Source organism: Nostoc sp. (genome assembly GCF_036917235.1).
Lineage (GTDB): Bacteria > Cyanobacteriota > Cyanobacteriia > Cyanobacteriales > Nostocaceae > Nostoc.
The window spans coordinates 1-14,219 of the sequence record NZ_JBALDU010000084.1; the positions used below are offsets into that span (position 1 = coordinate 1).

11 protein-coding genes and 1 pseudogene are annotated in these 14,219 nt (G+C 40.8%); 3 read left to right on the forward strand and 9 right to left on the reverse strand.

Features of this window, described 5'->3' with window-relative positions:
- Positions 1-611: 611 nt before the first annotated feature.
- The 6 genes and pseudogenes from V7K44_RS23775 to V7K44_RS23800 form a co-directional block, all read right to left on the reverse strand.
- Complete coding sequence (locus V7K44_RS23775; protein ID WP_334935002.1) at positions 612-1,367, reverse strand: FHA domain-containing protein; 756 nt, start codon at positions 1,365-1,367, stop codon at positions 612-614.
- 697 nt (positions 1,368-2,064) lie between these two features.
- Positions 2,065-3,660, reverse strand: a complete 1,596-nt coding sequence (locus V7K44_RS23780) for a serine/threonine-protein kinase (protein WP_334935004.1) — start codon at positions 3,658-3,660, stop codon at positions 2,065-2,067.
- 722 nt (positions 3,661-4,382) lie between these two features.
- On the reverse strand, positions 4,383-5,213 hold the full coding sequence (locus V7K44_RS23785; protein ID WP_334935006.1) for a phytoene/squalene synthase family protein: 831 nt from the start codon (positions 5,211-5,213) through the stop codon (positions 4,383-4,385).
- A gap of 1,089 nt (positions 5,214-6,302) precedes the next feature.
- On the reverse strand, positions 6,303-6,746 hold the full coding sequence (locus V7K44_RS23790; protein ID WP_334838173.1) for an acyl-CoA thioesterase: 444 nt from the start codon (positions 6,744-6,746) through the stop codon (positions 6,303-6,305).
- Between the two features lie 41 nt (positions 6,747-6,787).
- Positions 6,788-7,375, reverse strand: coding sequence for a TetR/AcrR family transcriptional regulator (locus V7K44_RS23795; RefSeq protein ID WP_334935008.1), 588 nt, complete (start codon positions 7,373-7,375; stop codon positions 6,788-6,790).
- Positions 7,376-7,556: 181 nt separating this feature from the next.
- Positions 7,557-7,699: pseudogene (locus V7K44_RS23800) on the reverse strand (NADH-dependent alcohol dehydrogenase); the annotation flags it as partial.
- A gap of 650 nt (positions 7,700-8,349) precedes the next feature.
- Between V7K44_RS23800 and V7K44_RS23805 the strand changes: the two are divergent.
- The gene (locus V7K44_RS23805) at positions 8,350-9,147 is read left to right on the forward strand and encodes a sulfite exporter TauE/SafE family protein (RefSeq protein ID WP_334935010.1); all 798 of its coding nucleotides are present in this window, start codon (positions 8,350-8,352) and stop codon (positions 9,145-9,147) included.
- Positions 9,148-9,197: 50 nt separating this feature from the next.
- On the opposite strand, the gene V7K44_RS23810 is transcribed toward V7K44_RS23805, so the two are convergent.
- Positions 9,198-9,860 (reverse strand): cadmium resistance transporter, encoded by a 663-nt coding sequence (locus tag V7K44_RS23810; RefSeq protein WP_334935012.1) that lies wholly within the window; start codon positions 9,858-9,860, stop codon positions 9,198-9,200.
- A gap of 212 nt (positions 9,861-10,072) precedes the next feature.
- Between V7K44_RS23810 and V7K44_RS23815 the strand changes: the two genes are divergently transcribed.
- Positions 10,073-10,783 (forward strand): cadmium resistance transporter, encoded by a 711-nt coding sequence (locus V7K44_RS23815; protein WP_334935014.1) that lies wholly within the window; start codon positions 10,073-10,075, stop codon positions 10,781-10,783.
- An 804-nt stretch (positions 10,784-11,587) separates the two neighbouring features.
- Here V7K44_RS23815 and cysK read toward each other — a convergent pair.
- Together cysK and V7K44_RS23825 are read right to left on the reverse strand one after the other, a co-directional pair.
- Positions 11,588-12,550: a cysteine synthase A gene (cysK, locus tag V7K44_RS23820; protein WP_334935016.1), complete on the reverse strand. Its 963-nt coding sequence runs from the start codon at positions 12,548-12,550 to the stop codon at positions 11,588-11,590.
- Positions 12,551-12,568: 18 nt separating this feature from the next.
- Positions 12,569-13,039 (reverse strand): RrF2 family transcriptional regulator, encoded by a 471-nt coding sequence (locus tag V7K44_RS23825; RefSeq protein ID WP_292728799.1) that lies wholly within the window; start codon positions 13,037-13,039, stop codon positions 12,569-12,571.
- 225 nt (positions 13,040-13,264) lie between these two features.
- On the opposite strand from V7K44_RS23825, the gene cysE reads away from it, so the two are divergent.
- Positions 13,265-13,993 carry a serine O-acetyltransferase gene (gene cysE, locus V7K44_RS23830; protein WP_334935018.1) on the forward strand — a complete coding sequence of 243 codons (729 nt, stop codon included), beginning with the start codon at positions 13,265-13,267 and terminating at the stop codon, positions 13,991-13,993.
- Positions 13,994-14,219 lie beyond the last annotated feature (226 nt).

A 14,219-nucleotide genomic window follows, 5' to 3' on the forward strand; every position in this document is an offset into this window, starting at 1 on the left:
CCTAGAAAAGATTATTGGTAGATGCACCCTGATAACTCACTCCCCTAGTAGGCTAACACCCACTGGGGGTTTTTTTATTGAAAAAATAACTGACCCTGATAACTCACTCCCCTGATAGGCTAACACCCACTGGGGGTTTTTTTATTGAAAAAATAACTGACCTTTGGACAAATTTATCCGGAGTATGGTCTTCAACCTGAGAACACTTAATTGGTAGATGCACCCTGATAACTAACTCCCCTAGTAGGCTAACACCCACTGGGGGTTTTTTTTGCCGTAGACGCGTAGTGGTGAGCCACATAACCGGAGTTCTCTATCACTGTTGCTACTGCTGGTAGACCTTGAGTATCCTCCTGTTGCCAGGATAGAGCATAACTTACTTACTCAATCTCTGAATCGCTTTCTTTTTATTGTTACCTAGAGATGCCACTCCAAAATGATTGCTATGATATTTAATCATATTCTTAATTTTTTTTATATATTTTGACGAGTTCCCTTTTAACTTTCACTATTTGTCTGCCTCAGCAAACCTTACCTTCTTACTCAGCACAGACTAACAGACTAAGTGTCACGCTATCCATGTACAGCACTCCTGAAGCAATTGAAAACTGCTAAAAGTTCCCATTTTTTAGCTGGTTGGGATTAGACGGTATTTGTGTGGTAAGTAGGCGGTCTAAAATTTCTGATTTCTGTTCTGAACTGAAGTTGTCATAAAAATTTTCAAGCTTGTCAACTATGCCGAAATTGCTGAACGCCTCTAAATTAGAATCTGGTTTTTCAATTAGAGATTTTTGTCTATTCTGGGAATAAGTAAGTATGTCTACTGTATGATTATTCCGATGCACAAGCTGCATCAATAAATCCATTGCAACAGTTGGCAGAACGCGGTAGGTAGAAGTCACAAAAAAATCAAAAGTCATATTTCCTAGACGGATGCGATCGCCATCTTTGAGCTTAATCGGCCTAACAGTGCGATTACCATTGACAAACGAGCCATTGGTACTGTTGAAATCAATTAAGTAAAAGCCTTGCTCATCAATATGCTGAATAGCAGCGTGGCGACGAGACAGATGATTGTCAGCAATGCAAATACCACTAGTGCGATTACGACCTATCGTCCAGATTTGTTGTGGCTGTCGTAACCTCTGAGTCTGATTGTCGCCCAAATTAGTCATCAAATAAACAGAAGCACTATCCACTACACCATGTACGTAACCCGTCGTCTTGACTCTCCTCGACGACGGTTGAGATAGGTTTTCTAGCTGAAGAATTTCATCTAGAAGGCTGCTGTGGTGTTCATACAATTTGAGAAATACTTGATATAAAGTTAATCGCCGTTCTATTTCCGTTTGTGCAAAGTCAGTCATTATACGTAAACCTTATACTACCTGATTTCGGTTGTAATATACATCTCCAGCCGACAATCAGGAATAATTAATTTTTTGCTTTTTGCTGCCATCTAAAAAATTTAGTGGTTTAGGATCGTTCTATTTTACAAATTTTAGGTGTGAGATTCCCTGTTTTTTATAGCCATAAAAAGTATGTAAATACCTTTAGAAAATTATTATGATGCTTTATTGTTTATTGTAAATAATCATTTGTTATTTGTAACAGATAAACATCATAAAGATTTCATGAAAAATTAACAAACATCTACGTATTTTTGCTAGATATTTGGATATTTATTAATATTCATGAGAGTGATGGCTATGGCTCAACTTAAACATTATACATATTTGGTCAATTCTGAATAAATCTAAGTTTTTATTGAGAACAATCAGGGCTAATTTTCCTAGATATAAGAAAAGTTCAACCTTGTGATTATGATAAAATGAGTGTTTTAAAATTATTAATAAAAATGGAGAACTTAAAAGCAGGGAGGTTGAGGCTATTATTCTGCTAATCTAAAATAATCGACTTCAATAAAAATGATTCATCCATCAGGATAATCTAGAACCTAATATAGGAGAATATTTGCATAGAATTATAGGTACAAAAGAGGCTATTCCCGATGAATTAGAAAACTCCATCCGTCTCTAGATTGCGGTAGTTCACACTTTAAAATTACAACAAGCCTCGTTTCCCATTGGGGCGCACGGTCATCCAATTTGTTTTTGCTAGTGCTAACTGCTCATCTGAAATTTTGGCACCACACAGATTAGCACCACACAGATTAGCTCCTCGGAGGTTAGCATTGCTGAGATAAGCATTGCTAAGGTCTGCGCCTCGCAGGTCTGCTCCTTCTAAATCAGCATGGTTAAAGTATGCTTTGCTCAAATTAGAATCCTTAAGATTTGCTCGAGTAAGACTGGCTCTGCCAAAGTCACTATTGTGAAGATTAGCTCCCTGAAGATTGGTTTTTTGCAATTGAGCAGAATGGAAATTTGTTTGAGATAAATCAGCACCTTGCAGATTGAGCAAATTTAAATTGTGTAAGGCAAAATCTCGTCTTCCCTTCAGATAAGCTGTTAATAAACCTTGGGTATCTAACTTTCGCCCAACTTTAGAATTTTGAACTTGTGAACCATTGCTGTTGCTACTGAAACTCGTTGATTTGCCCATCCCAGAACCCTGGTGCGATCCCGCGGCTTCTGCTGCCTTGGCTCGTCTAGCACGAATCGCTGCCGCTACCTGTGCCACTCCAGTACTGGTTGCAGCCGGGTTGTTACATAAAACAGCAGAATTTTCCAGGTGGTTATGTGTTCGCTCTTTAGATCCATGATCGGATTTAATCAGCAAACCCTTTGCTAAACTATCTAAGTATGGTTCTATTTCCAATGCTCTGAGAACTTCTGCCGCTGACTGATAGCGATTACGTACAGACACCTCTAACATTTTTCGTAACACATTGCCCAAGTGATCGCTCACTTGCACAAGCTGCTCCCACATCATCTCACCAGTGTTGGGATTGTAATCTAAATCTTTAGGAGTTTTGGTAGTCAGTAAATAAATGCATGTTACCCCCAATGCATAAATATCACTGGCGTAGACTGGACGCATAGCCATTTGCTCTGGAGGTGCAAAACCAGGAGTACCAATTGCATAGGCAGTTAATGCTGTTTGTCCTGATGGGCCTGTCGCACCTTGGCTGATTTGGTTTTTGACGGCACCAAAGTCGATCAGTACCATTCTGGCATCTTGAGTGCGGCGGATTAAGTTGGCTGGCTTGATATCACGGTGAATCACCTTTTGATCGTGGATGTATTGCAACAGTGGCAAAGTCTCGCTCAAAAATTGCTTGACTCCGGTTTCGCTCAAGATGCCGTTAAGTTTGACCTCCTCTTGCAAGGTGTCACCACTGATATATTCTTGAACTAAGTAGAATTGCTCGTGATCTTCAAAATAGTCTAACAATCTTGGTACTTGGGGATGATTGCCAATCTTACCTAGAGTTTTGGCTTCTCGCTCAAAGAGTTCTCTAGCCATCTGTAAAACGTGTGGGGCGCTTCCTGATGGACGTAATTGTTTGATTACGCAACTCGGTTCTCCTGGTAAGCCTTGATCGTTGGCTAGGAAGGTCGCTCCAAAGCCGCCCTGACCTAATGGTTTGATCGCGTGATAGCGATCGCGCAACAGTAGTTGCGAGCCACAAGACTGACACCTTTGGCTATATACCAAATTTTCTGGATTGGAACAGGTAGGATTTAAGCAGTAGCTCATGCACTCTCAACTCGCTGCACGAATAATCACGGGGAGTGTTATACTCCCTTTCAATTATTTAGACATTAATCAACTCTTGCAAGGTAATTTCTGCTGGAAATCCTTTGAAGAGTTCCTAAAGTTTAACTGAGATTACCTAAAGCGATCGCTAAACAAGATTATTTATTATACTTACATTGGCAAATACTGTTTATGCTGCTTTCTACCAATTCCTAATCACGCTCTCTCAAGGCTTGTGGCGTTCATCGCGCTATTATACCATTCAGAAAATCAGCTTTAATCTGGTTTTTACATGGGAGAATTGGTATTAAAAGGTATTGGAGGGCAGTGCCCAACGCCAGTTACTAATTTGGGGAAACCCCAAACGCTCGCGGACTCGCTCTAAGCATTGGCGCAGCCTCTTGTAGAGAAGCCATGCCGTTGGCGTTCGCGAGTGCGTGTCGCAGACAAGCCTCTCGTACCACTTTGTACAAGCAAGCTACGCGTAGCGTCTCCCTTTGGGAGAAGAGAAGGCTTTACGCTGACACTATCGCTTTTAGCGTCTCCCCTTCTCCCCAAGGGAGAGGCTAACGCCTTTCCTTCGGAACGCTACGCGAACGCGGAGCGTCTCGTAGAGAAGAGAAAAGACCGCACTGGCTACCCTACAGAAAGTCGCTGTAGGATTTTGGATGCCCAAATTTGGAGGTAATTTAGAATCATCTCCATTAGTCGTTAAGAGATTATTAGCTAGCTTTCATGTTCACACTAGTCAGGTGTTCGATAAGTGCAAAAACATCACTGCGGCTGAGTTTCTCTTTACCATTAGCAAGGGCGTCAAGAGTGCCGTTTGCTAAGGTGAAGGGGATTTGACAAAAATCTAAGGCTGGCCCGGTAGGAAGGTCTTTGATATAAGCTTCGGCCAGCCCGATATTGCGTCGGGCATACTCTTGCATATTTTCTGCACTCCAACCTTCTGGGAAGAATTCTACTCCACGCCCCAAATCTTCAGTGTGGTTACGCAGGATATTGACTGCTTGTAAACCCCGACCAAAACCAATCGCCTGGGTACGGTTCGTTTGTGTTCCATCATACCAAGTCCATAAATCAGAAAGTAACAGCCCCACTGCACCTGCAACTCCAAAGGTATAACGATCTAAATCAGATTCTGTATAAATTTTCCAGTTTTTTTCTGCCCAATAAGCCATCCGGTCTGCCATTGCAGCAGTGGCATCCCAAATTCGAGGTGCAATAGTGTCTGGTGCTAGCAGTAACCATTCTCTAATCCTCAAAGTGACTTCTTCTAATGAATTCTCATACCCACTAAATCCTGCAAAGAAAGCATCTACCGCGAAGCCATCAACTCCTGCTTGTAATGTCAGGCTAATGGTTCTTAACAGCTTTGCTTTAGTAGCGTTGTCTAGTTCGGGATGATCTTCAATTTCATCAATGGCACGCATACACAAATATGCCGATGCTACTGCTTCTTGCAATCCTGGCGGTAAAACACTAATTGGGATATAAAAAGTTCGGCTAGTTTCTTTGAGGATTTGCAATGCATCTCTACGTAAATTCATGTTTTCACTCCCCACTTTATTTTTGCACCACATGAAGTTTGCAGTTTTTTGATGATACTGGATATAGTTTTGACTAAACCTTAAAAACTATAGACTATAAGATACGCTAGTATTTCATCTAAAAATTGATAGTTTTTGGTATTGCAATTAACAAAACTCTCAAATTGATCAAAGTCTAGTCTAGTATAGAGGTTTTTGGGTGCAAAAGTGTTTGAAGTGTCGTTTGATATAGCTTTCATAAACTTTTAGTACAGATATAAAGAATTATGGTAATATTTGGTTAGATATTATGAAATTTTTCCATAAGCAAACATCCATTTTAGCGATTTGAAAGTGCTTTAAGTCTGCGTTAATCTGACTAACAAAGTGTAATTATTGTATATATAAAGACAATTCAGGAAAAGCTGACAACGGATAACAGCATTTGTACATACCTTTGGATGGGTAGAGTGGTTTACCGAAGAGTTAGGGTCAGTTAAATTAGACGACATATAAGGCTGCAATGCGTGAGTTGGACTATACCTAATTGATTGGAGTCAGAACCGCTTTGCTGTTCAAAGTGACATAAAGTGACCAAAACTTAGAACAAGAAGTTCCCGTATATTTACGAGATTGACAACAAAAAAGTTGGCTGTTTACCCACTCAACACAATATTTGTGAATATTTGACCTCTCATATCATGTCCGCTTGATTGCTTATTAAACCCCAATAACCCCAAAGAGCTTAAGCTACACTTCGTCTCCACTCCCCGCTTGTCTACAGTGCACACAAGCCCTAAAAACCTAAGCTTGATGAGGTTTTTCTCATTCCCATGCAGAGTATGGAATGAGAGGACAATAGGAAATCGAGCTTTTTCAACTTGTGTACACACTAGCCCCGATGCGGAGAGGGGATTAAGGGTAAGCATCAAGAAATTAATAATTTTTTAGCCCTCTCAATCTACTCTTACCAAGGGGAGGTGCCGCAGGCAGTGGGGTTCTTTCTATGCGTATTCGTGAAGAATAGATATTATAGTCCAGATTATGTTTACGCAAAAACAAACCGAACAGTCTGTAAAAATTAAAAAAATATCGAAGTATTCCTAATTATTAAATTTTCTGAATCCCTTGTTGATACTGTAAATATTTTTTCTGTAATTCCTCTGGAATGGGAATAAGACGATTATTTTGCAGACTGACAAAACCACCCTTCTGGCTAGCCACTGCTGCTAACTCATTGTTAGATAAAATTTCAGCTTGCACAGTCCACTTTAAGCGTCCTAAACCACTCAGCCATAAACGTCCAATCACTCGATCGATAATCTTTATTGGACGTTTATATTCAATTTCAGTCCCAGCTAGAATCGGTGTATATCCTTGCTCAATTTGTTGATTGAGTTGCCAATGTTCATCTAAAAACTTTAGACGTAAATCCTCTAACCATCTGATATATACGATATTGCTGACAATTCCCATAAAATCAATGTCGTATGTTTTGACAGGAATTGCTAATACTACTTCTAATGGTCTGTGTAAGTTGTTATTTACTAGCATTATTTCTTTTGATATTTTTTAAAATTGCTCGGTCTGTTTAATTAAAGAGAAGTTTTCAAGTATCGATTCAGGTGATTAATTACCCTATGGATATGAATTGAATCTCCATAAAGCTTGCTCATCATTATGCCTCCTTCTAGTGTTGCAATTATGATGGTAGCGATTTCATCAGCACTCACTTCCGGGCGAATTTCACCCTTTTCAATTCCTTTTTCAATAATTCGACAGATTAGATGTAGCCAAGAGTTCATCGCTTGTTGAGCACGTTCTCGCAACGCCGGATGAGCATCATCACTTTCTACAGCAGTATTCAGCAGTGGACACCCTCCCTTAATCGGTGGATTTTCTGCGAAGCTACTAAACACCCCAATGATTGCTTGCAGACGTTCTACTGCGTGGTGTTTGCTTCGTAATGCAAATCTAGTATGCTGCTTAATGCGAGCGATCGCAAAATCAAAAGCCTGTAGTGCGAGATCATCTTTGCTTTGGAAGTGATTGTAAATTCCTCCTTTCTGCAATCCAGTTACACGCATAATGTCTGACATCGATGAACCTGCATACCCCTGTTGATTAAACAGTTCGGCTGCTTGCTCAAGAATTCTGGTTTTTGTTTCTTCACCTTTGGACATTACAGCGATTTTGATAGTAGGGAGTTTATTGAATTGAAAATTGCTGTAAATAAAATATTACCGACCGAATGGTTTTATTTAAAGTATCATGATAGTTGCTTGTAAGTCAAGATTTTTTCCACACTGAGTAAAGAACTAGGCATTGGCTATAGCCAAAGTTTGCCAATGCAGACTTCACCTAGTTATAGACGCCGTTAGTTTTGATGCTACCCCACCATAATTAATCAGGATTTTGGCATTATCAGGAGTTTCAGCAGCAATGTTGGCGATTTTACCTTTGCCAAACAGGATTTTGACTGGATTGCAAAAAACAAAGTTTTCCATGAGTCATTAAACTAGGGAATCGGAATTGACTTTGAGTATTGTAATCACTTTCAGGATGTTGCCTAATTGCAGCATAATACGATATATCGCGTCTCTACAAAGTTTGGTATTATTCCTATGCTTACTAACTTGTAGGTAAATTTTTGAGCAACCAGTCCGTAGGGAGTTTGACTGACTGCGGTGTATTATCCAGATAATTGAACAATATACAACGCGAATACGCTAGACGTTTAATCATACTTACGAGTAAAATACGGTAAGTGCATCGCCTTACGTGCTTTTATATGTAAAACTGTAGAAAAACCTAGTTAGAAGTTGAGTTTAGCAGAGCGACTGACCAATAAGCAGTTATCAAAGTCTATTTGAGCTAAATGCCAGTTGTGATGCTTACAAAAACTTCCAGACAGGTTTTAAGTTGTCCAGGAATCCTTGAGAAACGCAATAACTTGTCATAACTAGCCCTGTCTACCACTGGGCTATAGTTTGGCTGAGTTGCTGCTCTCTAACTGCTCGTAGTTAAGTCAGTGAACAGTTATCAAGGCTTCGTTTGGGGAATTAATCAACCCTTACCGACGCTGCTCACTTATAGAAGTGGGAGACTCAACAGGACTTTGATAACTGATAACTAATTGTTGAAATCGCCGAAGAGTATGCACTATCTATTACTACCGTTATTAAGCTTTTTTGTTGGTATCATCGTTGGTTTGACGGGAATTGGTGGAGCGTCTCTCATCACCCCAATGTTAATTTTTATTTTTCAGGTTCCGCCTTCTATCGCTGTGAGTTCTGATGTTGTGGCCGCCACTTTGATGAAAATTGTTGGTAGTGTCAAGCATTGGGAACAGAAAACTCTTGACACAGAAGTTGTCAAATGGCTGGCCTTTGGAAGTGTTCCAGGCTCATTGTTCGGAGTGGGAATTTTGCACTTCATTAAACATACAGGTGAGTATAGCCTGGATAATATCTTGCTCCGTTTGCTTGGCGGGATGATTTTGCTAGTCACAGTGTTAGCACTAGTGCAATTGTTGTTATTGACTTTTTTCCCCAAATTTAATTTACCCGAACTGCCAAAGTTAGACTTAGAAACTAACTTTGGTCGATTTATAACAATCACCTTGGGAGCAATTTTAGGCTGTTTTGTCGGTCTAACTAGCGTCTCATCAGGTTCAATGTTTGCCCTAGTGCTGATTGGGTTTTTCCGCCTTGATGCACGAAAGTTAGTGGGTACAGATATTTCACACGCAGCGATTTTACTGCTGTTTACGGCCCTTGGTCATCTCAGCTTGGGAACAGTTGATTGGAGTTTGGTACTGCCTATATGGCTAGGCTCTGTGCCAGGGGTGTTACTAGGTGCTAAAATCTGTCAGGTAGCTCCGCAACGCCCACTACGTTTTATCATTTATGCCATTTTGATGATGGTAAGTTGGAAATTAGTTCATCAGGTGTAACCAATTTGAAATTTTCAATTCCAAATCCAGCATTCAAAATCCAATATTGATTAACTTCTCACCCAAGGTAGTAGAGTGAATGTACCTCGTTCATACATAATGAATAGACCCAAGGCAATTAACACAAAAGGTACAACAGCGTTACCGTAGCGACTTAAAATATTAGCAATGGTAGGTTGACGGCTTAAAAAATAAGCGATCGCACACCAAACCCCTACCATGATAAAAAATATACTTAAAATTACTCCCAAACTGGCAAGGTTATGACCAGCGAACAAAGGGATATATATACTGATATTGTCACCACCATTTGCGATCGTTACTGCTGCCACTTTATAGGTTTGGGGATGCAAAATACTCAAAATAAACGACAATACCGGGTTAGTAGATGTTGGCTGGTTGAAATCACTACTGACTGTCTGAACTGTGAGAGTATTTTCTTCTTTATATACTAAGTGGTGAATACCAATACCAATTGGTAGCAATCCTAGCAATCCTATCCATTCTCGCTGTATGACCAATCCACCAAAAAATCCTGGTAAGCTAGCGATGATAATGGCTGAAAAACCCAGATATTGACCGAGTAAGATATGCCGCCGCCGAAAATTACCATCTACCTGTGAAAAAAATATTAACAAGATAATAATGTCATCTATGTTAGTGGCGATGAAGGCAATTATCCCTTCACTGAAGGCTGTCCCTAGCTGACTCATGCTGGATTTTTAGAATCTACGATTTACCACCATACCAAATTCACTAATTCGTAATGACGCTCATTTCTCGCTACCGCTACGCTAACGTAATTCGTAATTATTGGCGAAATACTTACGCGTCATTATCAATCACGAATTATTTTAACCTTCTGGCACAACTTAGATTTAAAATGACACAGTAATTATTACTGACTTCTTCTTTATCTTAAAATATGAACGAGTTAGTTACTGCAATTACTACAGGGTTAATTGCGTTCATTGCCACTAACATTGATGATATTGTCATTTTATTATTGTTTTTTTCTCAAATAAGTGCTAACTTTCGCCCTCGGCATATAGTTGCTGGTCAGTTTCTCGGTTTTACAGTTCTGTTAATCCTTAGTCTTCCGGGTTTATTTGGTGGGTTACTTTTATCAAAAAGCTGGATTGGATTACTTGGTTTACTACCAATTTCCATAGGTATCAGTAGCTTAGTGAATCGGGCAGAAGATTCATCAAAAGAAATTGTAGCTGCCACAGAAGAAGCTGAAGCATCAACAATTACTAGCTTTTTTTCTCCCCAAGCTTATAGTGTGGCAGCCGTTACAATTGCCAATGGCAGCGATAATATTAGTGTCTACGTGCCTTTATTTGCTAGCTGCAACTTAGAGAGCTTTTTGGTAATTATCGGATTATTTTTTCTCTTGTTAGGAGTTTGGTGCTACGTTGCATACAAATTAATTAACAATAGAGTCATAGCTGATGTATTGACTCACTACGTTAATTATCTTGTGCCTTTTGTTCTGATCGGATTAGGCATTTTTATTGTATTAAAAAGTGAGGCTTTAAGTCCAATAAAGCTCGCTGCTAGTGGTGTCTGTTTGATTGTTTTGGTGAAAAACAATGAAAGTACCGATGAAATTGGCGAGAATTCTAGTAAATGAATGTAACTAGTACGACGGACGTGGCGGAAATTTCCGAAAGCATTGATGTTTGAAAAAATTTCTATTTCTGTATCAGCTAAAGGCTGTGCATACACAGTATAACAGCAGGAGAGTGTGCCGAAACAATCGCAATATTCCAAAAGAATAAAAGATTAGGCGATCGCTATTGTTAATCAGATGCTCCAGCGTGTATTAATAAACATTGTCTTTGTTCTTGATTAACTATCAAAAACGTAAATCCCCAGATAATAAAATCCCAGAGTTCGTCATCAATGTCAAAGGCTGGATTATATTGAAAAACTCTCGCATTCTGGTAATCAATACACTCATTGACATTCCGCCAAAAACTTGTAATCAGATTGCGCTTTTTGGATTTTTCAACGTTTTTGAATCCGCCAGATGGGTTGATGCGTGCAATAAAAGTATTAATTCTGGGGTTGTATATTTGCGGGATGATTTTACTATTTTTGTGGGATGGGCAACATGAGCGTCCCCTGTATTTCCGGGCGGGCAGGATGCCCACCCCACAAGGATCATCCCTTAATTCAGCATCATACTGTTATTGATTTTGAACGGCTCGAACTTCTCTGTGCCTCCAGTCCAGTATATTTGTCTTCTTATACTAAGGAATCAGGATTAAATAACTCCCCAAACTGTAAGGAAGGACGGCTTTGACGATCTAATTAACAGTTCACAATCATATCAAGGAAACCCGCCCCTACTTAATCCTGGAACTTAGTTTAATTCACGATTCTTAAGTCGCCTCATTAAGAGTCTTATCCTGAGAATGCTTACTATGAGAAATCAAACTTTACTCAACCACTCATTCTCCTCTGGGTCTTTGAATAGTGAGGTGCTGAGGTAGCGTTCGCCGAAGCTAGGCTGGATCATCACAATTAGGCGACCTGCGTTTTCTGGCCGTTGTGCCACTTGAATAGCTGCGTATAAAGCAGCGCCAGTAGAAATCCCCGATAGTAATCCTTCTTCTTTTGCGAGGCGACGACTGTAAGCGATCGCTTGCTCATCCGCTACCTGAATTACTTCATCTACCACTTCTGAACGATAAATTGCTGGGACAAATCCCGCGCCAATACCCTGAATTTTGTGAGGTCCTGATTTACCACCTGCTAATACCGGACTGTTGCTTGGTTCAACTGCGATCGCTTGGAAACTCGGCTTCCGTTTTTTTATAACTTCTGAAACTCCTGTAATCGTCCCACCAGTACCCACTCCCGCCACGAGAATATCTACCTCTCCATCGGTATCATTCCAAATTTCTTCGGCTGTGGTTTCGGCGTGAACTTTCGTGTTAGCAGGGTTACGAAACTGCTGCAACATATAAGCATTGGGCGTTTTAGCTACAAGCTCCTCTGCATGAGCGATCGCTCCTCGCATCCCTTCTACCCCTGGCGTTAACTCTAATTGAGCGCCATAAGCTTTGAGCATGGATCGTCTTTCGTGGCTCATTGTGTCAGGCATCGTTAGAATGAGATGGTAGCCCTTGGCGGCTGCCACCATCGCTAGCGCAATTCCTGTATTTCCAGAAGTCGGTTCTACTAAAACAGTTTTTCCGGGGTGAATCAAGCCTGCTTCTTCCGCCGCTTCCACCATACTCGCGCCAATCCGGTCTTTCACAGAAGATGCTGGATTCATGCTTTCTAGCTTCACCACAATCCGAGCAACCGCTCCTGACGCTTGGGGAATCTTGTTTAATTGAACTAAAGGAGTTCGGCCGATTAACTCTGTGATATCTTTCGCTATCCGCATGTGGGTACTCCGTCGTGTCTAAATATAATACATTGGACTCTGCTGGGCACGAGTTTCTCTTTCGTCGCACAAGTTTTGGAGTGTATAACGACCCAAAACTTCAATTGAGGCAGCGTTAGCTTGCTCCCAAACTTCATAAACCAGAGTCTTTTCCAGAGTCGGAGAGTTAGAGGTATCTTTCTCTTTCCGCTCACCTTCAACCAAAGTGACAATTTCAAGTATTGTAATCTGCCAAGGTTCCCGAACTAAAACGAAACCTCCTTTAGATCCGCGTTGACTCTGCACCACACCAGCACGCCGGAGGTTGGTCAAAATTTGTTCCAGATAGCGCTCAGGTATGGGTTGCTTGGCAGTAATCTCGCTCATGGTTAAAGGAAGTTTTTTTCCGTGGTGGCTTGCCAGTTCTAATAATGCCAGCAATGCGTATTCCACTTTGGAAGACAGATCCAAGAGAGCGTAGTTTTGGCTATTCAACACTGTACTCAACATACTACGGTGAATTGAGGGACATATCGCAGTTTATGCGAAATTAATTTTTTTCAACTGTGGAATGTGATAGCATCCCACTTATTACCCACAAAAACACTATACCCTATCGATTTACCGTAGATTTTACTTTTACACAATTCTCATAAAGGACTCGATCTTTTTGTGGGAATTATCCTGAGTTTCTGTTTTCAGAGCCTCACCTACCAACAAAAATCTCAACAGAGTATGCTACTAACTGATTTGCGAACCATTTTTGAGCGTGACCCAGCAGCCCGTAACTGGCTAGAAGTATTGTTCTGTTACCCTGGACTCCAAGCTCTAGTGTTTCATCGATTAGCGCACTGGCTGTATAAAATTGGAATTCCTTTTATACCAAGATTCATCTCTCATCTTAGTAGGTTTTTAACTGGAATTGAAATTCATCCTGGGGCATTAATTGGCCAGGGAGTGTTTATTGACCACGGGATGGGAGTAGTGATTGGCGAAACTGCGATCGTCGGCGACTATGCCCTGATTTATCAAGGTGTCACCCTTGGCGGGACTGGGAAAGAAAGCGGCAAGCGCCATCCAACTTTAGGCTCTCATGTGGTTGTGGGAGCGGGTGCGAAAGTATTGGGAAATATTCAAATTGGCGATCGCGTCCGCATTGGAGCCGGTTCTGTGGTGCTACGAGATGTCCCCAGTAACACTACTGTAGTTGGGATTCCAGGGCGCGTAACTCGTCAGAATAACTCGTCTAGCAACGTTCTGGATCATGATAAAGTACGCGACGTAGAAGCTGAGGTAATCCGCGCTTTATTTGAACGCGTCAAGTCTCTAGAGAAACAGTTCGAGCAGCTGGAAGAGGAATCAAATACCTCTCCAATTGAACTTGGAGAGGAACAAACCAACAACCTTAAGAGCAAAAATTCTGATGGGATGATTGAAGATTTTCTTGATGGTGCGGGAATTTAGGGAATGAAAGGGGAGAGGTGACAGGTGACAGTTGACATCCTCACCGACCTAAAGGCGCTCTTAAGAAGGAGTAATCGAGTAATAAGTAATAAGTAATGAGTAAATACCCATTTTTCATCCACTATGAAACTCATTACTCCTTCTCCTTACTCATTACTTTAAAGCATTGCGTGAAGCACGGGGCTTCACACCCAATTCTTTGGTGATAGGGAATTATCTGTACCCT

Bases quoted from the DNA above. Each gene is read 5' to 3' on its own strand.
- V7K44_RS23775 (WP_334935002.1), bottom strand. From the start codon at position 1,367: ATGACTGACTTTGCACAAACGGAAATAGAACGGCGATTAACTTTATAT.
- V7K44_RS23780 (WP_334935004.1), bottom strand. From the start codon at position 3,660: ATGAGCTACTGCTTAAATCCTACCTGTTCCAATCCAGAAAATTTGGTA.
- V7K44_RS23785 (WP_334935006.1), bottom strand. From the start codon at position 5,213: ATGAATTTACGTAGAGATGCATTGCAAATCCTCAAAGAAACTAGCCGA.
- V7K44_RS23790 (WP_334838173.1), bottom strand. From the start codon at position 6,746: ATGCTAGTAAATAACAACTTACACAGACCATTAGAAGTAGTATTAGCA.
- V7K44_RS23795 (WP_334935008.1), bottom strand. From the start codon at position 7,375: ATGTCCAAAGGTGAAGAAACAAAAACCAGAATTCTTGAGCAAGCAGCC.
- V7K44_RS23805 (WP_334935010.1), top strand. From the start codon at position 8,350: ATGCACTATCTATTACTACCGTTATTAAGCTTTTTTGTTGGTATCATC.
- V7K44_RS23810 (WP_334935012.1), bottom strand. From the start codon at position 9,860: ATGAGTCAGCTAGGGACAGCCTTCAGTGAAGGGATAATTGCCTTCATC.
- V7K44_RS23815 (WP_334935014.1), top strand. From the start codon at position 10,073: ATGAACGAGTTAGTTACTGCAATTACTACAGGGTTAATTGCGTTCATT.
- cysK (WP_334935016.1), bottom strand. From the start codon at position 12,550: ATGCGGATAGCGAAAGATATCACAGAGTTAATCGGCCGAACTCCTTTA.
- V7K44_RS23825 (WP_292728799.1), bottom strand. From the start codon at position 13,039: ATGTTGAGTACAGTGTTGAATAGCCAAAACTACGCTCTCTTGGATCTG.
- cysE (WP_334935018.1), top strand. From the start codon at position 13,265: ATGCTACTAACTGATTTGCGAACCATTTTTGAGCGTGACCCAGCAGCC.